Origin of the sequence: Castellaniella defragrans (genome assembly GCF_014203015.1) — a bacterium.
GTDB classification, from domain to species: Bacteria; Pseudomonadota; Gammaproteobacteria; order Burkholderiales; family Burkholderiaceae_B; genus Castellaniella; species Castellaniella defragrans.
On record NZ_JACHIB010000006.1, the window covers coordinates 97,017 to 117,639 of the forward strand.

Here is a 20,623-nt window from a genome sequence, read left to right on the forward strand (position 1 = left end):
GCACCGGGCAGCGCGCTGGGCCGCGCCGGCCGCGCGCTCTTGCCGGCACAGGCCGCCGGCGCGGGCCGCCGGTGCGGGCCGCCGGCGCCGATCCCGGCGCCGGACTCAGTAGGTCTCGAAATGCAGGCGGCCCTGCGCCTTCAGCTCGGCGTGCACGTCCGGCCAGCGCTGCCCGCCGGCCTCGACCACGCTCCTGAGCGCGTCCAGGGAGCCCAGCTCCATGCCCTTGAGGCCGCAGACGTAGATGTGCGTCTCGGGCTGCTGCAGCAGCGCCCAGACGTCCTCGGCGCGTTCGCGCAGCAGGTCCTGGACGTAGCGCTTCGGCTGGCCGGGTTCGCGCGACAGGGCCAGGTTGATGTCGATGAAATCCTTGGGCAGCCGCATCAGCGGCCCGAAATACGGCAGCTCCCGCTGCGTCCGGGCGCCGAAGAACAGCATCAGCCGGCCGCGGTATTCGTCGGTCCGGGCCAGGCGGCGGCAGCGTTCGGTCATGGCGCGCATGGGGGCCGAGCCGGTGCCGGTGCAGATCATCAGCAGATTGGCCTCCGCCAGGTTCGGCATCAGGAAGGTGCTGCCCAGGGGCCCGATGACCCGCACGCTGTCGCCCCGGCGCAGGTCGCAGAGATAGTTCGAGCACACGCCGCGCACCGCGCGGCCGTCGTAGTCCCGGGTGACGCGCTTGACCGTGATCGACAGGTTGTTGTAGCGCGGCCGCTCGCCGTCCCGGGGGCTGGCGATGGAATACTGCCGCGCGTGATAGGGCCGCCCGCGGGCGTCCTCGCCGGGCGGGAAGATGGCGACGGACTGCCCTTCCAGGACGGGAAAGGGCAGCCGGCCGAAATCCAGCACGATGTGATGGATGTCGCTTTCCGCGCTGTCCTCGGTGATCCGGTAGTTGCCCACCACGGTCGCCGTGGCGGCGTGCTGGTGCGTGTACAGGTTGACGTAGGGATGGGCGGCGGACCAGGGCGGCACGCTGGAACCCGCCGAGGTCGAGGGCGTGCCGTCCAGCACGGATTCCTCCGCGGCCTGCCCCGCGCCGTCCGCCGCGCGCGCCGCCTGCGCGCCGTCCTCGTCAGCGGCGTCTTCCTCCAGCCCTTCGGGCAGGGGCCGCTCCTCGGGCAGGGCGCTCCAGCCGAACTGCTCTTCGATCGGATAGGCCTCGTCGGCCAGCACCCGGATCCAGTTGTCGATCGCGCCCGTGGGGCACACCGGCAGGCAGGCCATGCAGCTGCGGCAGACGTCCGGCCGCACGACGTAGTTGCTGGCGTCGTGGGTGATGGCGTCGATGGGACAGGCTTCCTCGCAGGAATTGCAGCGGATGCAGATTTCCGGATCGATCAGATGTTGTTTCATGACCGACGCTCGGGTCGCTACCGTCATGATGATTCTCCCGATTGGATGGGGGCCGCCCGCCACGCGGGCGGCCCGGCGGCGGTCAGTTGAAGCGCACGTACTCGAAATCGACCGGCTGGCGGTTGATGCCGATGACCGGCGGCGCGATCCAGTTGGCGAACTGGCCGGGCACCGTCACCCGCCCCATCAGCGAGGCCACGAAGGCGCGGTCCTCGTCGGTCGCCAGCCACTCGTTCTGGTGCAGGCGCCACTGCTCCTCGGTGAGGACCTGGCCCTCGGGAGACACGCGCACGTCCGCGAGCGCGCCGATCTTGCGGTTGAAGGCCTTGTGGGGGATCCGGAGGCGGAATTCGATGCCGTGCTTCTCCAGCACCTTGTTCCAGCGGGCGACGCCGCTGGCGGCGTCGCGGATGTAGTCGTCGCGCAGCACCTCGTTCAGGGCGTTGAGCATTGGCACCTCGATTTCCCGCAGCTGGCCGTCGGCGACCGAAAGGATGCGGTAGGCGTCGTTCTTCAGCTGGTGGTCGTCGGTGCGCTTGCCTTCCTCGAAGCGCCCCTTCAGGCCCGCGCTGTAGTACATGGCCGCATTGGAGGACTGGTCGGCGCCGAACAGGTCGATCGTGACGCTGAAATGGAAGTTCAGGTAGCGCTGGATGGTCGGCAGGTCGATCACGCCCGCGGCGCGCAGGGTGGCCGGGTCGTCGGTCTTGAGCTGGTTCATGACCTCGGCCGTCCGCTGGACGATGCGCGACACGCCGGACTCGCCCACGAACATGTGGTGCGCCTCCTCCGTCAGCATGAAGCGGGTCGTGCGCGCCAGGGGGTCGAAGCAGGATTCCGCCAGGGCGCAGAGCTGGAACTTCCCGTCCCGGTCGGTGAAGTAGGTGAACATGTAGAAGGCGAGCCAGTCGGGCGTCTTCTCGTTGAAGGCGCCGAGGATGCGCGGGCTGTCCTCGCTGCCGGAATTGCGCTGCAGCAGGGCGTCGCCCTCTTCCCGTCCGTCGCGGCCGAAATAGCGGTGCAGCAGGTACACCATGGCCCAGAGGTGGCGCCCTTCCTCGACGTTCACCTGGAACAGGTTGCGCAGGTCGTAGAGCGACGGCGCGGTCAGGCCCAGGTGGCGCTGCTGCTCGACCGAGGCCGGCTCGGTGTCCCCCTGGGTCACGATGATCCGGCGCAGGTTCGCCCGGTGCTCGCCCGGGACCTCCTGCCAGACGTCCTTGCCGATGTTGTCGCCGAAGTGGGCCTTGCGCTCGCCGTCGCGCGGGGTGAGGAAGATGCCCCAACGGTAGTCCGGCATCTTGACGTAGTCGAAATGCGCCCAGCCGTCGGGCTTCACGCTGACCGCCGTGCGCAGGTAGACGTCGGCGGTCTGGGAGTTTTCCGGGCCCATGGTCTGCCACCAGTTGAGGTAGTTGGGCTGCCAGTGCTCCAGGGCGCGCTGCAGGACGCGGTCCTCGGACAGGTTGACGTTGTTGGGGATTTTGTCGGAATAGTTGATGCCGGACATGAGGTGTCTCCTTGGATGGGGGAAAGGCCTGGGTCAGACGCGGTTCCAGTCGAAATCCGCCTTCTCGCCCTTGCCGTACAGCTTCAATGCGCCTTTGTCTCCCGAGGCGTTCGGGCGATAGAAGATCCAGTTCTGCCAGGCCGTCAGGCGGCCGAACACGCGGGTCTCCATGGATTCCTCGCCGCCGAAGCGCAGATTGGCCTCCAGCCCGGTGAGGGCGTCGGGCGACAGCGCGGCCCGCTCCTCGACCAGCAGCCGGATCTCGCTTTCCCAATCCAGGCTGTCCACGGCGAAGGTGACCAGGCCCAGCGCCTCGGCCTGCGCGGCGGACAGCGGCGCGCCGGCCTGGCCGCGCACGGCCTCCAGCGGCGCCTGCTCGCCATGGAAGCGCGCCCGCAGGCGGCCCTGGCCGCTCACCATGGGGTAGTGGCCGAAGTTCAGCGTGGTCACGCCGACCGACGCCGGCGCGTCGGCGTCGGGGTCGTCCAGCATGTAGCTGCGGTCGCAGGCCAGGGCCACTTCCAGCAGGGTGCCCACGAAGCACGAGCCGGGCTCGATCAGGGCGAACAGGGAGCGGGACGTGACGTCCAGCCGCGCCAGCGTGCGCCGCAGCATGCCCAGGGTCTCGCGGACGAACCAGTGCCCGCCGGCGAAGCGCTGCAGCACCTCGTCGACCGCGCGGACGCGCTCCGGGTCGCCCGCGCTGCGGAACACCCAGGTGCCGATGTCGGGCTCGTTGGTCCTCAGCTGCAGGATCGCGTCGTCCAGTTCGCGGGCGAACGCCAGCGGCCACCAGTCGGCGCCCTGCGCCAGGATGCCCTCGATGCTGTCGGGCGTGCCGGCCTCGGGGCCGCGCAGCAGCCAGTAGGCGACGCGCTGCGCGCGGTCGATCCGCACCTCGACATGGCGATAGCCGAGGCTGTCGGGCCCGTCCGCGCGCGCCAGCGGCGTCAGCGGCACCCCCTTCCCGCCGGCCGGCCGGTCGCTGCCGGCGGCCAGCGCGCGCGCGCGCTGGCCGACTTCCTCATGGAAGCGGGCCGGCTTGACCAGGTCGTCGACCAGCCGCCAGGCCTTGGCGCGCTGGCCGCGGACGCCCTCGACGAGGGTGCAGAAGATGTCGGCATGGTCGTGGCGGACCTTGCGCTTGTCGGTGACGCGCGTCAGGCCGCCGGTGCCGGGCAGCACGCCCAGCAGGGGCACCTCCGGCAGCGAGACCGACGAGGAGTTGTCGTCGATCAGCAGGATCTCGTCGCACGCCAGGGCGAGCTCGTAGCCGCCGCCGGCGCAGGCGCCGTTGAGCGCCGCGAGGAACTTCGGCCCGCCATGGCGGCTGGAATCCTCGATGCCGTTGCGCGTCTCGTTGGTGAACTTGCAGAAATTGACCTTCCAGGCATGCGAGGACAGGCCCAGCATGAAGATGTTGGCGCCCGAGCAGAAGATCCGGTCCTTCAGGCTGGTGATCACGACGGCGCCGACTTCCGGATGCTCGAAGCGGATCCGCTGCAGGGCGTCGTGCAGCTCGATGTCCACGCCCAGGTCGTAGGAATTGAGCTTCAGCTTGTAGCCGGGCTTCAGCCCGCCGTCTTCGGCCACGTCCATGGCCAGGGTCGCGACGGGTCCATCGAACGACAGGACCCAGTGCCGGTACTGGCTGGGGTCGGTGCGGAATTCGATGCGGGACGCGGCGTTCGTCATGATGCAGTCTCCATAAATCCATGAATCGGTGACATGAAAAATAATTCATCATGTCCAGTTTTTTGCATCATATTGCATGTTTTGATCGGAGTCAAGAAGCGTGGGACACCTCGCTTTTTCCTGCCGTATACATGCAGCTCCATCCACCCCAGAGGCACCCTGCCCCTGGATATGCAACATAATCCCATCAAGGAAAACCCTAGACTCGATCCAGATATGCACTATATTGCTTGACAGCGAAAAATAAAAATTTTAAGTTTGATCCATCCCGCACAACGAACCGCACGACGAACCGGACATGGACATGAGCAGCGACACGAGCACGGATACGAGCAGGGACCCGGATACGGGCCCGACGGATACGGGTACGGACGGGGGCGTCGCGGCCCTGCACCGCCTGATCCGCCCCGTCACCGACTTCATCGGCGCGCGACCCCTGGACGCCGCCCTGGGCGAACGGCTGAACCGGCGCTTCCCGGCCGACGGCCCGCTTTACGCGCAGGTGCTGGACCTCTGCCGCGCGGGTCTGCGCGAAGGCTGGATCTGCCCGCGCGAGCACGGCGGCATCCGCTACGGCCGGGTCATCCCGCCCGACCAGGCCCTGGGCGGCTTCTCGGTGGACATCGTGCTCATGAAGGACATCGCCGGCCCGCGCCACCGCCATCCTCTCGGCGAGATCGACCTGATCCTGCCCGTATCCGGGCCGTCCGGGCCGGCGCGGTTCGACGGCCATCCCGCCGGCTGGCTGGTCTACGGGCCGGATTCGGTCCACCGCCCCACGGTGTCCTCGGGCGAGGCCTTCGTGCTCTACCTCCTGCCCCAGGGGCAGATCGACTTCCACTGACCCTCTCCAGGGCCCTCCCCACCCGACACCTCCCCACCACGATGATCGAACTCAAGAACCACAGCCAGGGTCAATGGCGGCCCGTCAGCGGACGCCCGGCCGTCCTCGCCGATCCCGTGCTCGGCACCGGACTCGCGCACGCGGGCGCGGCGGACATCGACATGGCCGCCTGCTACGCCTGGGCCCGCGAGCGGGGCGGCCCGGCCCTGCGGGCCCTGCGCTACCCGCAGCGCGCGGAGCTGCTGGACCGCATCGCGCGCACGCTGCAGCGGCACCGCGACAAGTATTTCGAGATCTCCCTGCAGAATTCGGGCACGGTCAAAAACGACAGCGCGGTGGACGTGGACGGCGCCCTCTACACGCTGGGCCACTACGCCCGGCTGGGCGCCGGCCTGCCCGACGCGCACCACCTGCCGGACGGCGCCCCCGAGGCCCTGAGCCGCGACGGCGCGTTCGCCAGCCAGCACGTCCTGGTTCCCTCGCGCGGCGTGGCCCTGCTGATCAACGCCTTCAACTTTCCCGCCTGGGGCCTCTGGGAAAAGGCCGCGCCGGCCCTGCTGTCCGGCGTGCCCATCGTGGTCAAGCCGGCCACGGCCACCGCCTGGCTGACGCACGAGATGGTCGCCGACGTCATCGAGGCGGGCATCCTGCCGCCGGGCGCCCTGAGCATCGTCTGCGGCCGCCCCGAAGGGCTGCTGGACGCGCTGGAGCCGCTGGACACGGTCTCGTTCACCGGCTCGGCCGACACCGCGGCCACGCTGCGCGGCCATCCCCGCATCGCGCGCGACGGCGCGCGCCTGAACGCCGAGACCGACAGCGTGAACAGCGCCATCCTCGGTCCCGACGCCGGCGAGGCCGCCATCGGGCTGCTGGTGCGCGAGACGGTCCGCGAAATGACCGTCAAGTCCGGGCAGAAGTGCACGGCCATCCGGCGCATCCTGGTGCCGCAGGCGCACTACGACGCCATCGGCGCCCGCATCGCGGAAAAGCTGGGGAGAATCGCCGTCGGCGATCCGCGCGACCCCGGCGTGCGCATGGGCAGCCTGGTCAGCCGCACGCAGCGCGACGCCGTGGAAGCCGGCATCCGCCAGCTCGCGCAATCGTGCGACGTGCTGTTCGACGGCGCCCGCCGCAGCGCCGTGCAGGCGCCGCCCGACAGCGCCTGCGTGGCGCCCGTGCTGTTCGGCACCCGCGATCCGGACGGCCATCCCGACGTCCACCGGACCGAGGTCTTCGGCCCCGTGGCCACCCTGATTCCCTACCGCGACGCCGCGCACGCCCTGGACCTGGCGCGGCGCGGCATGGGGTCGCTGGTGGCCTCCGTCTACGCCGAGGATCCGGGTTTCCTTGCCGAGGCAGCCGCGCGGCTGGCGGAAAGCCATGGCCGCGTCCACCTGGTCAGCCCCGAAGTCGCCGAATCGCACACCGGCCACGGCAACGCCATGCCGCAGTCCAGCCACGGCGGCCCGGGCCGCGCCGGCGGCGGCGAGGAACTGGGCGGCGCACGGGCCCTGCGGCTCTACCACCGCCTGTCCGCGATCCAGGGCTGGACGGGCGCCCTGGCCCGGATGGCGCCCGCCTGATCCCGCACGGTCCGCCCGCCCGATCCCGCCCGCGCATCCGGCGGCGGCGAACGGCACAGCAGCAAAACAGAACAGAACATTTTTGGAGACATCGCATGGAAACCTGCCCCGCACGCCTGAATTTCGCCGACCACCTGGTCAGGCTGAACGCCGGCCGCGCATCCAAGGCCGCCTACATCGACGGCGAACGCAGCCTCAGCTACGCCGAGCTGGCGCAGCGCATCGCCCGCTTCGCCGGCGCGCTGCGCGGACTCGGCATCCACCGCGAGGAGCGGGTGCTGCTGCTGATGCACGACACCACCGACTGGCCGGTCGCCTTCCTGGGCGCGCTGCAGGCGGGCGTCGTCCCGGTCGCCGTCAATACGCTGCTGACGGTCGAGGACTACGCCTACATGATCGAGAACAGCCGCTGCCAGGCGGCCATCCTCTCGGCTCCGCTGCTGGGCACGCTCCAGGCGGCCCTCGCCAGGACCGCCCGCCACGAAGTCCGGCACGTCGTGATCTCCCGCCCCGAGGGGCCGTTGGCCGAGGGGCTGCTGGACTTCGACGCGCTGGTCGAAGGGGCGCCGGCGCTGCCGGCGGCCGATACCCAGGCCGACGAAATCGCCTTCTGGCTCTATTCGTCCGGCTCCACCGGCCAGCCCAAGGGCGTCGTGCACACGCACGGCAATCTCTGGCACACGGCCGAGCTGTACGGCAAGCCCATCCTGGGCGTGCGCGAGGACGACGTCGTCTTTTCCGCCGCCAAGCTGTTCTTCGCCTACGGCCTGGGCAACGGCCTGACCTTTCCCCTGTCGGTGGGCGCCACCACCATCCTCATGAAGGACCGGCCCACGCCGGACGCGGTCTTCGAGCGCCTGACCCGCTACCGGCCGACGGTCTTCTGCGGCGTCCCGACGCTGTTCGCCAGCATGCTGGCCTCGCCCCACCTGCCCGCGCGCGAGCAGGTCGCCATGCGGATCTGCGCCTCGGCGGGCGAGGCGCTGCCCCGGGAGCTGGGCGAACGCTACACGCAGCACTTCGGCTGTCCGATCCTCGACGGCATCGGCTCGACCGAGATGCTGCACATCTTCCTGTCGAACCAGCCCGGCGGCATCCGCTACGGCACCACGGGCAAGCCGGTGCCGGGCTACGAGGTGGAACTGCGCGACGAGGCCGGAGCGGCCGTGCCGCCGGGCACGATCGGCGACCTGTACATCAAGGGCCCGAGCGCGGCGCTGATGTACTGGAACAACCGCGACAAGTCCCGCGACATCTACCGCGGCGCCTGGCTCAAGAGCGGCGACAAGTACACCTGCGACGCGGACGGCTACTACACCTACGCCGGCCGCAGCGACGACATGATCAAGGTGAGCGGCCAGTACGTGTCGCCCATCGAGGTCGAGAGCGTGCTGGCCCGCCACCCTTCGGTGCTGGAGGCCGCCGTGATCGGCGCGCCCGACGCCGACGGCCTGACCAAGACCGTCGCCTACGTGGTGCTGCGCCCCGGCGTCGTCCAGGACGAGCGCACCGAGCCCGAGCTCAAGGACTTCGTGAAACGGAACCTGGCGCCCTTCAAGTATCCGCGCTCCATCTGCTTCCTGGACGAGCTGCCCAAGACCGCCACGGGCAAGATCCAGCGGTTCCGCCTGCGGCAGCAATGCGAGGTCGAACGTGCATGAACACGATCCCGCCGCACCGCCGGAGCGCCGTCCCATGAGCCCGGCCCCCGCGCCCGGCGCCCCGGGATTCCAGGCCATCCGGTTCCAGGGGCGCGCACTGGACATCGAATACCGGATCATCCCCGCCGCCCGGCCGGACGCGGAGTGGCTGGTGTTCCTGCACGAGGGCCTGGGCTCGCTGTCCATGTGGAAGGACTGGCCCGAGCGGCTGTGCGCGGCCGTGCAGTGCCGCGGCCTGGTGTATTCGCGCGCCGGCTACGGCGCCAGCACGCCGCGGGCGCCCGGGGAGCGCTGGCCGGTCGAATTCATGCACCGGCAGGCGGACGAGGCGCTGCCGGCGCTGCTGGACGCGCTGGGGCTCGGGGCGGAAAAACCCATCCTCTTCGGCCACAGCGACGGGGCGTCGATCGCCCTGCTCCACGCCGCCCTGCACCCCGGTCGGGTCCGGGCCGTCGCGGTCGCGGCCCCGCACATCTTCGTCGAGGACGTCACCCTCGCCAGCATCGAGCGGGCCCGCGCCGCCTACCTGCACACCGATCTGCCGCACCGGCTGGGGCGCTACCACCAGGACCCCGATTCAGCGTTCTGGGGGTGGAACGACGTCTGGCTCGACCCGGCCTTCCGCGACTGGAACATCGAGCCGGCCCTGGCGGACATCCGCTGCCCGGTCCTCGCCATCCAGGGGCGGGACGACGAATACGGCACCCTGAAGCAGATCTACGGCATCCGGCGCAAGCTGCCGCAGACCGAGCTGTGCATCATCGAGCAGTGCGGGCATTCGCCCCACAAGGATCAGCCCGCGGCGGTGCTGGAGGCCATGGCGGCCTTCGTCGGCCGGCTGCGGGACTCACGCGGATGAAGGTCCGCCCCTTTGCATGACAAAGAAACCAAGGAGTAGACACATGCGCAAACTGCTGATCGGCGCCGCCCTGGCCGCCGCCCTGGGAACCTCGGCCGCGCCGGCCGCGGCCGCCGTCAAGGTGGGCCTCATGCTGCCCTACAGCGGCACCTACGCGGCCCTGGGCGAGGCCATCGAGAACGGCTTCAGGCTCTACCTGCAGGAACAGGGCGGCACACTCGCCGGGCAGGACATCGAGTTCTTCAAGGTGGACGACGAATCCGATCCCTCCAAGGCCTCCGAGAACGCCAACCGCCTGATCCGGCGCGACCAGGTGGACGTCCTGGTGGGCACCGTGCACTCGGGCGTGGCGCTGGCCCTGGCCAAGGCGGCCAAGGAATCCGACACCACCCTCATCATCCCGAACGCGGGCGCCGACGCCCTCACCGGATCGCTGTGCAGCGAGCAGGTCTTCCGGACGTCCTTCACCAACTGGCAGCCGGGCTTCGCCATGGGGGCGGTCGCCGCCGGCAAGGGCTACAAGAAGGCCGTGACCATCACCTGGAACTACGCCGCCGGCAAGGAGGCCACCGACGGCTTCAAGGACGGCTTCGAGCGCAAGGGCGGCAAGGTGGTCAAACACCTGTCCCTGCCCTTCCCCAAGGTGGAGTTCCAGCCCCTGCTCACCGAGATCGCCGCGCTCGAACCCGACGCGGTCTTCACCTTCTTCGCCGGCGGCGGCGCCGTGAAGTTCGTGCAGGACTACGCGGCCTCGGGCCTGGGCAAGACCATCCCCCTGCTGGGCAGCGGCTTCCTGACCGACGGCACGCTGAAGGCGCAGGGCGAGGCGGCGCAGGGCCTGCTCACGACGCTGCACTACGCCGACGGCCTGGACACTCCCCGCGACAACGCCTTCCGCGCGCACTACGCCCAGGCCTACGGCGGCGCCCAGCCCGACGTCTACGCCGTCCAGGGCTACGACGCCGCGCAGCTGCTGGCCGCCGGCCTGGCGGCCGCCCAGGGCGACGCCGGCAGGAAGGACGTCCTGCGCCAGGCCATGCGCGACGCGACGATCGACAGCCCGCGCGGCGCCTTCAAGCTCTCCAAGGCCGGCAATCCCGTCCAGGACATCTACCTGCGCGAGGTCCGGGGCGACCGGAACCAGGTGGTCGGCGTCGCCAGCAAGGCGCTGGCCGATCCGGCCCGCGGCTGCCGGCTGTAAGCGCAGGACCCGCCAGGAGACCCCGCCGTGGACCCGACCATCTTCCTGATCCAGTGCCTCAACGCGATCCAGTACGGCCTGCTGCTGTTCCTGGTCGCCAGCGGACTGACGCTCATCTTCGGCATCATGGGCATCATCAACCTGGCCCACGGCAGCTTCTACATGGTCGGCGCCTACATGGCCTTCGCGCTCCAGCCCGTGGTCGGCCCGTTCCTGGGCGGCGGCTTCGCCGCCACCCTCCTGGCCTGCGTGGTCCTGGCCGCGGCGCTGGGCTACGTCCTGGAATGGGCCTTCTTCAGCTACCTGTACACGCGCGACCACCTCCAGCAGGTCCTGATGACCTACGGACTGATCCTGGTGTTCGAGGAACTGCGCAGCATCCTGGTCGGCAACGACGTGCACGGCATCGCGCCGCCCGAATGGCTCGGCGGCTCCATCCCCCTGGGCGGGGTGATGACCTACCCCGTCTACCGGCTGTTCATTTCCGCGGTCTGCCTGGCGGTCGCCGGCCTGCTGTACTGGGTGCTGAGCCGCACCCGGCTGGGCATGGCGATCCGCGCGGGCGCCAGCAACCGCGAGATGGCCGGCTCGCTGGGCATCGACATCGACCGCCTGTTCCGCGTCGTCTTCGCGCTCGGCGTGGCCCTGGCGGCCCTGGCCGGCGCGATCGCCGCGCCCGTGAGCTCGGTCTACCCGGGCATGGGCCACGCCGTCCTCATCATCAGCTTCGTCGTGGTGGTGATCGGCGGCATCGGATCGATCCGGGGCGCCTTCCTGGCGGCGATGCTGGTGGGCGCCGTGGACACCTTCGGCCAGGTCCTGTTTCCCCAGGCTTCGGGGATGCTGGTCTACCTGCTGATGGCCGCCATCCTGCTGCTCAAGCCCGAAGGGCTCTTCAAGCAAGGCTGAGACATGCGATACCGTATACGCCCCGCACTGCTGCTGGCGCCCGCCGGCCTGCTCCTCGCCGCCCTGGCGCCCTGGGTCCTGGACGGCTACCACGCCGGACTGGCGATCAAGATCATGATCTACGCGCTCTTCGCCCTCAGCCTGCAGCTGCTGGTGGGCGGCGCGGGCCTGATCAGCCTGGGCCATGCCGCCTTCTTCGGCATCGGCGCCTACGCCGCCGCGCTGCTGTCGCCCGAATCGGGGCCGGCGAATTTCTTCTGGCTCATCCCCTGCGCCGTGGCGCCCGCCATGGCCTACGCCGCGCTCACCGGCGCGCTGGCCCTGCGCACCCGCGGGATCTATTTCATCATGATCACCCTGGCCTTCGCCCAGATGGCCTACTACGTCTTCCACGACACCGAGGCGGGCGGCGGCAGCGACGGCATCTACCTGTATTTCCGCCCGGAATGGCGCATCGGCGGCCACACCCTGCTGAACGTCGACGGCCCCCATGCGTTCTACCTGTTCACGCTGGCCGTGCTCGCCCTGGCCTGGCTGTTCCTGGCCGTGCTGATGCGCTCGCGCTTCGGCGCGGCGCTGACCGGCATCCGCATCAACGAGCAGCGCATGCGCGCGGCCGGCTACGCGACCTTCTCCTACAAGTTCACCGCCTACGTGCTGGCCGCGGGGCTGGCCGCGCTGGCGGGCATGCTCTACGCGGCCAAGGACGGCTTCGTCAATCCCGAGCTGCTGGCCTGGGAGCAGTCGGGCCTGGTGCTGCTGATGGTCATCCTGGGCGGCCTCGGCCGCCTGGGGGGCGCGGTCGCCGGCGCGGCCGCGCTGACGCTCCTGCAGGAAGCCTTCCAGTCGGAGGCCCTGTTCGGCGGCCTGGCGTCCCATTGGCACCTGCCCTTCGGGCTGAGCATCATCGCCCTGGTCGCCCTGCTGCCCCGCGGCCTGGCCGGCCTGCTGGACCGGCCGGGCGTCCGGATCGCTTCCGGCGCTTCCGGCGCTTCCGGGTCCGCCGGGTCCGCCGCACCCGGCCCCCGCTCCACCGGCCGGACCGGCGCCGCTCCCGAATCCGCCCCGCAAACCACCTACAGGCCACAGCCATGACCCAGCCCCTGCTTTCCGCAAGAAACGTCTCGCGCCGATTCGGCGGGCTCGTCGCCCTGGACGGCGTCTCGATCGACCTGTCGCCGGGCGCCATCCACGCCGTGATCGGCACCAACGGCGCCGGCAAATCGACCCTGGTCCACATCCTGTCGGGAGAACTGGCCCCCAGCGGGGGCGAGATCCTCATGGACGACCAGGACGTCACGCACTGGACGCAGCCGCGCCGCGCCCAGGCGGGCCTGGGCCGCAGCTACCAGCGCACCACGGTGTTCCCCGCCCTGTCGGTCCACGAGAACTGCCGCCTGGCGGCGCAGGCCCGATGCCAGAAGTTCTGGCACTGGACCCACCCGGCCCGCCGCTGCAGGCAGTCCAACGAAGCGGCGGACCGCGCCCTGGAGCAGGCCGGGCTGACGGACCTGCGGGACCGCGTCGCGGCCTCCCTGTCGCACGGCAAGAAGCGCCAGCTCGAAATCGCCATGAGCCTGAGCACCCGCCCCCGGGTGCTGCTGCTCGACGAACCCCTGGCCGGCATGGGTCCGGAGGAGACGGAGCGGATGCTGGACCTGCTGAGCGCGCTGCGCGCCGACCACGCCATCCTGCTGATCGAGCACGACATGGACGCGGTCTTCAAGGTGTCGGACACGATCACGGTGATGGTCAACGGCGCCGTGATCGCCCGCGGCGATCCCGCGTCGATCCGCGGCAACGCCGCGGTCCAGGCCGCCTATCTGGGAGACGAGGCCCCATGCCTGCACTGATCGAAGCCGCGGGGCTGGACACCTACTACGGCGAGAGCCACATCATCCGCGCGGTGGACCTGCGCATCGACGCGGGCGAGTCGGTCGGCCTGCTGGGACGCAACGGCATGGGCAAGACCACGCTGATCCGCACCCTGGTCGGCCACGTCCGGCCCGCCCGGGGCACGATCACGATCCGCGGGCGGGCGGCGCCCCGGCAGCCGCACCGGATCGCGCGGCTGGGCATCGCCTACGTCCCGGAGGGCCGCGGCATCTTCCCCAATCTCAGCGTGCGCGAGAACCTGCTGGTCGCCGCCCGTCCGGGCCATTCCCGCCGGAGCGACTGGAGCTGCGAGCGCGTCCTGGCGCTCTTTCCCCGGCTCGGGGAACGCCTGGCGCACGGGGGCGGCCAGCTCTCGGGCGGCGAGCAGCAGATGCTGGCGATCGGCCGCGCCCTCATGACCAATCCGGACGTGCTGATCCTGGACGAGGCCACCGAGGGCCTGGCGCCGCTGGTGATCGCCGAGATCTGGCGCGTGATCCGCGAGGTCCGCGCCACAGGCGTCTCGACGCTCATCGTCGACCGGAACTACGGCAAGGTGCTGGCCCACACGGACCGCTGCCTGATCCTGCAGAAGGGCGAGGTCGTGGCCGAGGGCGGCAGCGCGGCGATGGCCGCCCGGACGGAGGATCTCAGGCGCTACCTGGGCGTCTGATCCCCAGGCCCTGGAAGGTCGCCGCCGCCCGCCCGATCCGGTCGTTGACCGCCTGCCAGGCGGGCTCCGCCGGCGGGCGCTCCAGCACGATCCCGTCGTAGCCGCGAACGTCCAGCCGGCGCAGCAGCGCGTACAGGTCGCGGGCATAGCCGCGCGGGTCGGCGGGCACGGCCACCCAGTCCACGCCGGGCCATTGCGGCAGTTCCCCGCCGTCCTCGAACACCACGGCGGCCAGGCGCGCGCCGCCGAGGCCGCCGCGCAGCCAGTCGAGCAGGGCCGCGCGGTCCATCAGGGCGAGCGGCGTGCGCGGCGCGTAGTGCGCCTTGAGCGAGCCCGACACGCGGGGCGCCGCCGCGTCGGGCAGCGCCGGGGCCACGCCCAGCACCTCGGCGATCTGCGCGGCGGTGACGTGGCCGGGGCGCAGCAGCACGGGGCCGACGCCCCGGTCGAGGCGCGACAGGTCGAGAATCGTGGACTCGATGCCGACCTCGGAAGGACCGCCTTCGAGGATCATCAGCGCCTGCTCGTCCAGGTCGGGGAATTCGCCGCGCACGTGGTCGGCGCGCGTGGGCGAGACCTGGCCGAACTGGTTGGCCGACGGCGCCGCCACCCCGCCGCAGCCGTGCGGCTTGAGGACGGCGAAGGCGTGCAGCAGCCGCTGCGCCACTGGATGCGAGGGGCAGCGCAGGCCGATGCTGTCCTGGCCGCCGCTCACCGTGCCCGGGATGCGGGCCGCGCGCGGCAGGATCAGGGTCAGCGGCCCCGGCCAGAAGGCCGCCATCAGCCGGCGGGCCTCGGGCGGGATCGAGGCCGCCCAGTAGCCCGGGTCCGTGTCCGGCGCCAGGTGGACGATGACGGGGTGGTCGGCCGGCCGCCGCTTGGCGGCGTAGATGCGCGCGACCGCCTCGGGGTTTTCCGCGTCGGCCCCCAGGCCGTAGACGGTCTCGGTCGGGAAGGCCACCAGCCGGCCCTGGGCCAGCCGCTGGGCGGCCTCCAGGATCCGGGCGGGGCCGGCTTCGGCGCGCGCCGCGTCCGTACCGGGCGCGGCCGTCTCGCCCGCGCCGGGACGCGGCCCGGCCGCCTCCGCCGCGTTTGCGCGCGGCCCGGGGCGCGGATCAGGCATCGGCATCGGGCAGCCCCAGCACGGCCGACACCCGGGCGATGCGCTCGCGCAGCTGCGCGGCGTCCGCGCCGAGGATGTTCACATGGCCCATCTTGCGGGCGCGGCGCGCCTCGGACTTGGCGTACAGGTGCAGGCGGGTGCCGGGCACCGCCAGCACGCCGGCCCAGTCGGGCTCGCGCCGCCGGCCCTGCGCGTCGAACCACAGGTCGCCCAGCAGATTGAGCATGGCGGCCGGCCGCAGCAAGGCGGTGTCGCCCAGCGGCAGCCCGGCCATGATGCGCGCCTGCTGCTCGAACTGGCTCACCAGGCAGCCGTCCTGGGTGTAGTGGCCGCTGTTGTGCGGGCGCGGCGCCATCTCGTTGGCCAGCACGCGGCCATCGCGCAGCACGAAGAATTCCACGCACAGCACGCCGTGGTAGTCCAGGTGGTCGGCCAGGGACAGGGCATGGCCGCGCGCCTGGTCGGCGATCCCGGCCGGCACCGAGCCGTCCGCGACCGCCAGCGCCAGGATGCCGTCCCGGTGGACGTTGCGCGACGGCGGGTAGCTGACGGCGCGGCCGCGCAGGTCGCGCGCCACCACCACCGAGATCTCGTGGTCCAGGGGCTGCAGGGCCTCCAGGATGCAGGGCACGCCGCGCAGCGCGCCGAAGGCCTGGCGGGCCTCGTCGCGCGAGGCCACGCGGACCTGGCCCTTGCCGTCGTAGCCGAAGCGGACGGTCTTGAGGATGCCGGGGAACAGCGCGTCGGGACAGGCGTCCACGTCGGCGGCGCAACGGATGGCCGCATGCGGGGCCACCGGCACGCCCGCCGCCTGGATGTAGGATTTTTCCGCCAGCCGGTCCTGGGCCACCGCCACGGCGTCGCCCGAGGGCGTCGTGATGCGCGAGCGCGCCAGGCGGCGCAGGCTGTCGGCCGGGACGTTCTCGAATTCCGTGGTCACGGCGGCGCAGCGCTGCGCCAGGCGGTCGAGCCCGGCCGCGTCGTCGTAGGCGGCGCGGATGTGCGCGTCGGCCACCATGCCCGCCGGACAGGATTCGTCCGGGTCCAGTACCGCCACGCGGTAGCCCAGGGCCTGCGCGGCCTGGCAGAACATGCGGCCCAGCTGGCCGCCGCCCAGCACGCCCAGCCAGGCGCCGGGGGGCAGCGGCGCGGCGCCCCAGGCCGCGGCGGCCGGAGAGGCGGCGGCCGGGGATGCGGCGGCCGGGGATGCGGCAGCGCCGGCCTCCCGCCGCGCCGTGGAACCCGTGCCCGGCACCTCGCTCATGGCGCCTCCGGCGGCACGACCATGGCGCGCGCGGCCTCGGTCTGGCGCGCGCGGTAGTCCTGCAGCCTGCGCAGCAGCGCGGCGTCGGTCATGGCCAGGTTGGCGATCACGTGCAGGGCGGCGTTGGCCGCGCCCGCCTCGCCGATGGCGAAGGTGCCCACCGGCACGCCGCGCGGCATCTGCACGATGGACAGCAGGGAATCCTCGCCGCGCAGGTAGCGCGAGGGCACGGGCACGCCGAACACCGGCACTGGCGTCAGCGCCGCCATCATGCCGGGCAGATGGGCCGCGCCGCCCGCCCCCGCGACGATGGCGCGCAGGCCGCGTTCCACCGCCCGGGCGCCGTATTCGGCCATGTCCAGCGGCATGCGGTGGGCGGACACGACGCGCGCCTCGTAGGCGATGCCGAATTCGTCGAACACCGCCGCCGCGTGGCGCATCACGTCCCAATCGCTGGACGAGCCCATGATCAGGCCGGCCAGCGGCGCCGCGCCGGACGCGGACGCGGACGCGGAAGAAGACGCGGACGCGGGCGCAGATGCGGACGTGGAGGCGGATGCGGATGCAGGCGAAGTCATGCCGCGCCCCGCGTGAGGCGCTCCAGGGCTTCGCGGTACTTGGCCGCCGTGCGCTCCAGCACGTCGGCCGGCAGGCGCGGCGCCGGCGCGGTCTTGTCCCAGTCCTGGGTTTCCAGCCAGTCGCGCACGAACTGCTTGTCGAAGGACGGCGGGCTGATGCCCACGGCATAGCCGTCCGCCGGCCAGAAGCGCGAGGAATCGGGCGTCAGGACCTCGTCCATGAGGTGCAGCGTGCCGCGCGCGTCCAGGCCGAACTCGAACTTGGTGTCGGCGATCAGGATGCCCTGGCCGCGGGCGTATTCGGCGGCCTCGGCGTACAGGGCCAGCGTGACGCGGCGCAGTTCGGCCGCCAGGTCGGCGCCCACCTGGGCGACGACGTAGTTGAAATCGACGTTCTCGTCGTGCTGGCCGAATTCGGCCTTGGCCGCGGGGGTGAAGATCGGCTCCGGCAGGCGTTCGGCCTGGCGCAGGCCCGGCGGCAGGGCGATGCCGCAGACCGCGCCGGTGGCCTGGTAGTCCTTCCAGCCCGAGCCGATCAGGTAGCCGCGCGCCACCGCTTCGACCAGGATGGGCTCCAGGCGCTTGACCACCATGGCGCGCCCGGCCACCTGCTCGCGTTCGCCGGGGGCGACCACGTCTTCCGGCGCGATGCCGGTGGCGTGCGTGGGAATCAGGTGTCCCAGGCGCCCCAGCCAGAATTCGGTCAGGGCCGTCAGGACCTGGCCCTTGCCGGGGATGGGGTCTTCGAGGATCACGTCGAAGGCCGAGATCCGGTCGGTGGCGACGATGAGCAGCTTGTCTTCGCCCACGGCGTACATGTCGCGGACCTTGCCGCGCCCCAGCAGGGGCAGCGACTCGATGGAGGATTGGAGCAGGGCCTTCATTTCGGGTTTATTTCACCAATTGCTTGAGTTCGCCGGCGGCGTAGCGCGCGGCCATGTCCGACAGCGGGATCGGCTTGATCCTGGACGCGTGGCCGGCCGTGCCGAACTGCTCGTAGCGCGCCAGGCAGACTTTCTTGGCGGCCTCGCGGGCGGGCTTGAGGTATTCGCGCGGGTCGAACTTGGACGGGTTTTCCGCCAGAAAGCGGCGGATCGCGCCGGTCATGGCCAGGCGGATGTCGGTGTCGATGTTGACCTTGCGCACGCCGAACTTGATGGCTTCCTGGAGTTCTTCCACGGGTACGCCGTAGGTTTCCTTCATGTCGCCGCCGAACTGGCGGATCTCGGCCAGCAGTTCCTGGGGCACGCTGGAGCTGCCGTGCATCACCAGGTGGGTGTTGGGCAGGCGGGCGTGGATTTCCTTGATCCGCTGCACCGACAGGATGTCGCCGGTGGGCTTGCGCGTGAACTTGTAGGCGCCGTGGCTGGTGCCCACCGCGATGGCCAGGGCGTCGAGCTGGGTGCGCTTGACGAAGTCGGCGGCCTGCTCGGGATCGGTCAGCAGCTGCTCGCGGGTCATGGTGCCCTCGGCGCCGTGGCCGTCTTCCTTGTCGCCCTTCATGGTTTCCAGGGAGCCCAGGCAGCCCAGTTCGCCTTCCACGGTGACGCCCAGCTTGTGCGCCATGGCGACCACCTGCTGGGTGACGTCGAGGTTGTATTCGTAGGAGGCGATCGTCTTGCCGTCGGACATCAGCGAGCCGTCCATCATGACGCTGGAAAAGCCCAGCTCGATGGCGCCGCGGCACACGTCGGGCGACTGGCCGTGGTCCTGGTGCATGACCACGGGGATGTGCGGATAGGACTCGACGGCGGCCTGGATCAGGTATTTCAGGAAGCCTTCGCCCGCGTACTTGCGCGCGCCGGCCGAGGCCTGCATGATCACGGGGCTGTCGGTCTGGGCGGCGGCTTCCATGATGGCCTGGACCTGCTCCAGGTTGTTGACGTTGAACGCGGGAATCCCGTAGCCGTGCTCGGCCGCGTGATCGAGGAGCTGACGCATGGAAACCAGGGCCATGGCTGGACCTCCAGAAAAGAATGGAATGGTGGAAAAAACGGATTCCGGGATTTTAAGGCGGAATGCGAATTGCTGCTGAATGCGCGCGCCAGCATCCGGGCCGCGCCGGCCCCCCGGCAAGCCCCGTGCCGCGGGCCTGCGCGCCCGCCGGACGGACCGCGTCCGCCCGCGGCCGCCGCGCACACGTTCATGCGCTCATGGTTCATGCGCTCATGGTTCGTGCGCTCATGGTTCGTGCGCTCATGCGCTGATGCGCGGCAGCCATGAGGCCGCACAAAGAAGGGGCGCTTGCTTTATATTTGGCCTGTGGGCCCGCCGGCCGGTTCCGGCACCGCGGGTCCGCCGGGGGGCGGCCCCGCATCCGTCCAGTTCCTGAGTCCGACACCGGAGTGAGACAAAATGGCACACCACCGTATTTTCCGCATCCTCGCCGTGGCCGCCGTCGTCGCCCCCACGGCATTCCTGGCGGCGCCCGCAACGGCGGCCGACGGCGTCGCCAAGATCGGGGTGTTCCTGCCCCTGACGGGCGAAAACGCCGAGAACGGCCAGCAGATCCGCAAGGCGGTCGAGCTGTACGTGAACGAATACAACCAGCAGAAACACGCCCACAAGATCGAGCTGCTGGTGCGCGACGACCGGGGCGAGCCCAAGACGGCCACCAACATCGCCCGCGAATTCGCCCAGGACAAGGACCTGATCGCGGCGGTGGGCAGCTTCACCAGCACCGCGGCCATGGCGGCCGCGCCCATCCTCGACAAGGCCGGCATCCCGCAGATCTCACCCACCTCGTCGCATCCGGACTTCACCGGCCTGGCCAAGTACGCCTTCCGCGGCACGCCGACCCAGTCCATCGAGGCGGACCGGATCGCCGACTACGTGGCCGACAAGCTCGGCAGCAAGACCGCCGCCATCGTCTACCGCCAGGACGACTGGGGCAACTCGGCCGCCAAGGTCTTCCGCAAGAGCTTCGAGGCCAAGGGCGGCACCATCGTGGCCGCCGAGGCCGTGGCGCCCGACACCCGCGACCTGCGCACGCTGGTCACGGTCCTGAAGGAAAAGAACCCCGACAGCGTCTACGTGGCCCTGCATTACGCCAGCGCCGCCGTCCTGGCGCAGCGCATGAAGGCCGCGGGCTGGAATCCCAAGGTCATCACGTCCACCGCGCTGTACACGCACCAGCTCGTCGAGCTCGCCGGCAACGACGCCGTGGAAAACTGGCACGTGCCCGCCTTCTTCTTCGCCGAAAGCAAGGAGCCGGTGGTGCAGAACTTCGTGGCCGCCTACAAAAAGGCCTACGACCAGACGCCCAACGCCTTCGGCGCGGTGGGCTACGACTCGATCGCCATGATCGGCACCGCGCTGGACGACGTTCCCGGCAGCGGCACCGAAGGCCGCAAGGCGCTGGGCGACAAGCTGTTCGAGGTGCAGGTGCGCGGCACCACCGGCCAGATGAAATTCGACGCGAACGGCGACATCGACAAGACCATCACCTGGCTCGAAATCAAGGGCGGCAAGTTCGTGCAGGCTCCCTGAACC

The 20,623-nt window shown here is 70.8% G+C and carries 18 protein-coding genes; 10 read left to right on the plus strand and 8 right to left on the minus strand.

The genetic code is table 11. The features are described 5' to 3' along the window. Positions 1-105 precede the first annotated feature (105 nt). From boxA to boxC, 3 genes are read right to left on the minus strand one after another with little or no spacing between them, the layout of a single operon-like run. Positions 106-1,383, minus strand: a complete 1,278-nt coding sequence (gene boxA, locus HNR28_RS06375; protein ID WP_151025041.1) for a benzoyl-CoA 2,3-epoxidase subunit BoxA — start codon at positions 1,381-1,383, stop codon at positions 106-108. 55 nt (positions 1,384-1,438) lie between these two features. Further along, positions 1,439-2,866, minus strand: a complete 1,428-nt coding sequence (gene boxB / locus HNR28_RS06380) for a benzoyl-CoA 2,3-epoxidase subunit BoxB (protein ID WP_151025042.1) — start codon at positions 2,864-2,866, stop codon at positions 1,439-1,441. A 33-nt stretch (positions 2,867-2,899) separates the two neighbouring features. Beyond that, positions 2,900-4,561: a 2,3-epoxybenzoyl-CoA dihydrolase gene (boxC, locus tag HNR28_RS06385; RefSeq protein ID WP_151025043.1), complete on the minus strand. Its 1,662-nt coding sequence runs from the start codon at positions 4,559-4,561 to the stop codon at positions 2,900-2,902. 304 nt (positions 4,562-4,865) lie between these two features. Between boxC and HNR28_RS06390 the strand changes: the two genes are divergently transcribed. The 9 genes from HNR28_RS06390 to HNR28_RS06430 all read left to right on the plus strand — a co-directional run bounded on the left by HNR28_RS06390 (position 4,866) and on the right by HNR28_RS06430 (position 14,166). After that, positions 4,866-5,405, plus strand: coding sequence for a 4-hydroxylaminobenzoate lyase (locus HNR28_RS06390; protein ID WP_151025044.1), 540 nt, complete (start codon positions 4,866-4,868; stop codon positions 5,403-5,405). Positions 5,406-5,446: 41 nt separating this feature from the next. After that, complete coding sequence (locus tag HNR28_RS06395; protein WP_151025045.1) at positions 5,447-6,988, plus strand: 3,4-dehydroadipyl-CoA semialdehyde dehydrogenase; 1,542 nt, start codon at positions 5,447-5,449, stop codon at positions 6,986-6,988. Between the two features lie 95 nt (positions 6,989-7,083). Then, positions 7,084-8,649 carry a benzoate-CoA ligase family protein gene (locus tag HNR28_RS06400; RefSeq protein ID WP_151025046.1) on the plus strand — a complete coding sequence of 522 codons (1,566 nt, stop codon included), beginning with the start codon at positions 7,084-7,086 and terminating at the stop codon, positions 8,647-8,649. Between the two features lie 34 nt (positions 8,650-8,683). Next, a complete protein-coding gene (locus tag HNR28_RS06405; protein ID WP_052355895.1) occupies positions 8,684-9,508 on the plus strand; it encodes an alpha/beta fold hydrolase in 825 nt (274 codons plus the stop codon). 43 nt (positions 9,509-9,551) lie between these two features. Continuing rightward, the gene (locus HNR28_RS06410; RefSeq protein ID WP_151025047.1) at positions 9,552-10,709 is read left to right on the plus strand and encodes an ABC transporter substrate-binding protein; all 1,158 of its coding nucleotides are present in this window, start codon (positions 9,552-9,554) and stop codon (positions 10,707-10,709) included. Positions 10,710-10,736: 27 nt separating this feature from the next. After that, positions 10,737-11,618 (plus strand): branched-chain amino acid ABC transporter permease, encoded by an 882-nt coding sequence (locus tag HNR28_RS06415; RefSeq protein ID WP_043684097.1) that lies wholly within the window; start codon positions 10,737-10,739, stop codon positions 11,616-11,618. A gap of 3 nt (positions 11,619-11,621) precedes the next feature. Further along, positions 11,622-12,713, plus strand: a complete 1,092-nt coding sequence (locus tag HNR28_RS06420) for a branched-chain amino acid ABC transporter permease (RefSeq protein WP_184142613.1) — start codon at positions 11,622-11,624, stop codon at positions 12,711-12,713. Then, positions 12,710-13,471 carry an ABC transporter ATP-binding protein gene (locus HNR28_RS06425; protein ID WP_043684099.1) on the plus strand — a complete coding sequence of 254 codons (762 nt, stop codon included), beginning with the start codon at positions 12,710-12,712 and terminating at the stop codon, positions 13,469-13,471. The genes HNR28_RS06420 and HNR28_RS06425 overlap by 4 nt, the downstream gene beginning before the upstream one ends. Then, complete coding sequence (locus tag HNR28_RS06430; protein ID WP_151025048.1) at positions 13,459-14,166, plus strand: ABC transporter ATP-binding protein; 708 nt, start codon at positions 13,459-13,461, stop codon at positions 14,164-14,166. Before HNR28_RS06425 ends, HNR28_RS06430 begins: the two co-directional genes overlap by 13 nt. Here HNR28_RS06430 and HNR28_RS06435 read toward each other — a convergent pair. The 5 genes from HNR28_RS06435 to fba form a co-directional block, all read right to left on the minus strand. Continuing rightward, entirely contained in the window at positions 14,144-15,289 is a 1,146-nt protein-coding gene (locus tag HNR28_RS06435; RefSeq protein WP_184142616.1) for an L-threonylcarbamoyladenylate synthase, read from the minus strand. The two genes, HNR28_RS06430 and HNR28_RS06435, sit on opposite strands and share 23 nt — an antisense overlap. Beyond that, positions 15,282-16,553, minus strand: a complete 1,272-nt coding sequence (locus HNR28_RS06440; RefSeq protein ID WP_184142619.1) for a 5-(carboxyamino)imidazole ribonucleotide synthase — start codon at positions 16,551-16,553, stop codon at positions 15,282-15,284. Before HNR28_RS06440 ends, HNR28_RS06435 begins: the two co-directional genes overlap by 8 nt. Next, positions 16,550-17,020: a 5-(carboxyamino)imidazole ribonucleotide mutase gene (gene purE / locus HNR28_RS06445; RefSeq protein WP_052356101.1), complete on the minus strand. Its 471-nt coding sequence runs from the start codon at positions 17,018-17,020 to the stop codon at positions 16,550-16,552. Before purE ends, HNR28_RS06440 begins: the two co-directional genes overlap by 4 nt. A 107-nt stretch (positions 17,021-17,127) precedes the next feature. After that, positions 17,128-18,015, minus strand: a complete 888-nt coding sequence (locus HNR28_RS06450) for a phosphoribosylaminoimidazolesuccinocarboxamide synthase (protein WP_043684103.1) — start codon at positions 18,013-18,015, stop codon at positions 17,128-17,130. 7 nt (positions 18,016-18,022) lie between these two features. Beyond that, positions 18,023-19,087: a class II fructose-bisphosphate aldolase gene (gene fba / locus HNR28_RS06455; RefSeq protein ID WP_043684105.1), complete on the minus strand. Its 1,065-nt coding sequence runs from the start codon at positions 19,085-19,087 to the stop codon at positions 18,023-18,025. Between the two features lie 399 nt (positions 19,088-19,486). On the opposite strand from fba, the gene HNR28_RS06460 reads away from it, so the two are divergent. Next, entirely contained in the window at positions 19,487-20,620 is a 1,134-nt protein-coding gene (locus HNR28_RS06460) for an ABC transporter substrate-binding protein (RefSeq protein WP_151025340.1), read from the plus strand. Positions 20,621-20,623 lie beyond the last annotated feature (3 nt).

Coding starts and splice junctions, on each gene's coding strand:
- boxA (WP_151025041.1), bottom strand. CDS start 1,383: ATGACGGTAGCGACCCGAGCGTCGGTCATGAAACAACATCTGATCGAT.
- boxB (WP_151025042.1), bottom strand. CDS start 2,866: ATGTCCGGCATCAACTATTCCGACAAAATCCCCAACAACGTCAACCTG.
- boxC (WP_151025043.1), bottom strand. CDS start 4,561: ATGACGAACGCCGCGTCCCGCATCGAATTCCGCACCGACCCCAGCCAG.
- HNR28_RS06390 (WP_151025044.1), top strand. CDS start 4,866: ATGAGCAGCGACACGAGCACGGATACGAGCAGGGACCCGGATACGGGC.
- HNR28_RS06395 (WP_151025045.1), top strand. CDS start 5,447: ATGATCGAACTCAAGAACCACAGCCAGGGTCAATGGCGGCCCGTCAGC.
- HNR28_RS06400 (WP_151025046.1), top strand. CDS start 7,084: ATGGAAACCTGCCCCGCACGCCTGAATTTCGCCGACCACCTGGTCAGG.
- HNR28_RS06405 (WP_052355895.1), top strand. CDS start 8,684: ATGAGCCCGGCCCCCGCGCCCGGCGCCCCGGGATTCCAGGCCATCCGG.
- HNR28_RS06410 (WP_151025047.1), top strand. CDS start 9,552: ATGCGCAAACTGCTGATCGGCGCCGCCCTGGCCGCCGCCCTGGGAACC.
- HNR28_RS06420 (WP_184142613.1), top strand. CDS start 11,622: ATGCGATACCGTATACGCCCCGCACTGCTGCTGGCGCCCGCCGGCCTG.
- HNR28_RS06425 (WP_043684099.1), top strand. CDS start 12,710: ATGACCCAGCCCCTGCTTTCCGCAAGAAACGTCTCGCGCCGATTCGGC.
- HNR28_RS06430 (WP_151025048.1), top strand. CDS start 13,459: ATGCCTGCACTGATCGAAGCCGCGGGGCTGGACACCTACTACGGCGAG.
- HNR28_RS06435 (WP_184142616.1), bottom strand. CDS start 15,289: ATGCCTGATCCGCGCCCCGGGCCGCGCGCAAACGCGGCGGAGGCGGCC.
- HNR28_RS06440 (WP_184142619.1), bottom strand. CDS start 16,553: ATGAGCGAGGTGCCGGGCACGGGTTCCACGGCGCGGCGGGAGGCCGGC.
- purE (WP_052356101.1), bottom strand. CDS start 17,020: ATGGGCTCGTCCAGCGATTGGGACGTGATGCGCCACGCGGCGGCGGTG.
- HNR28_RS06450 (WP_043684103.1), bottom strand. CDS start 18,015: ATGAAGGCCCTGCTCCAATCCTCCATCGAGTCGCTGCCCCTGCTGGGG.
- fba (WP_043684105.1), bottom strand. CDS start 19,087: ATGGCCCTGGTTTCCATGCGTCAGCTCCTCGATCACGCGGCCGAGCAC.
- HNR28_RS06460 (WP_151025340.1), top strand. CDS start 19,487: ATGGCACACCACCGTATTTTCCGCATCCTCGCCGTGGCCGCCGTCGTC.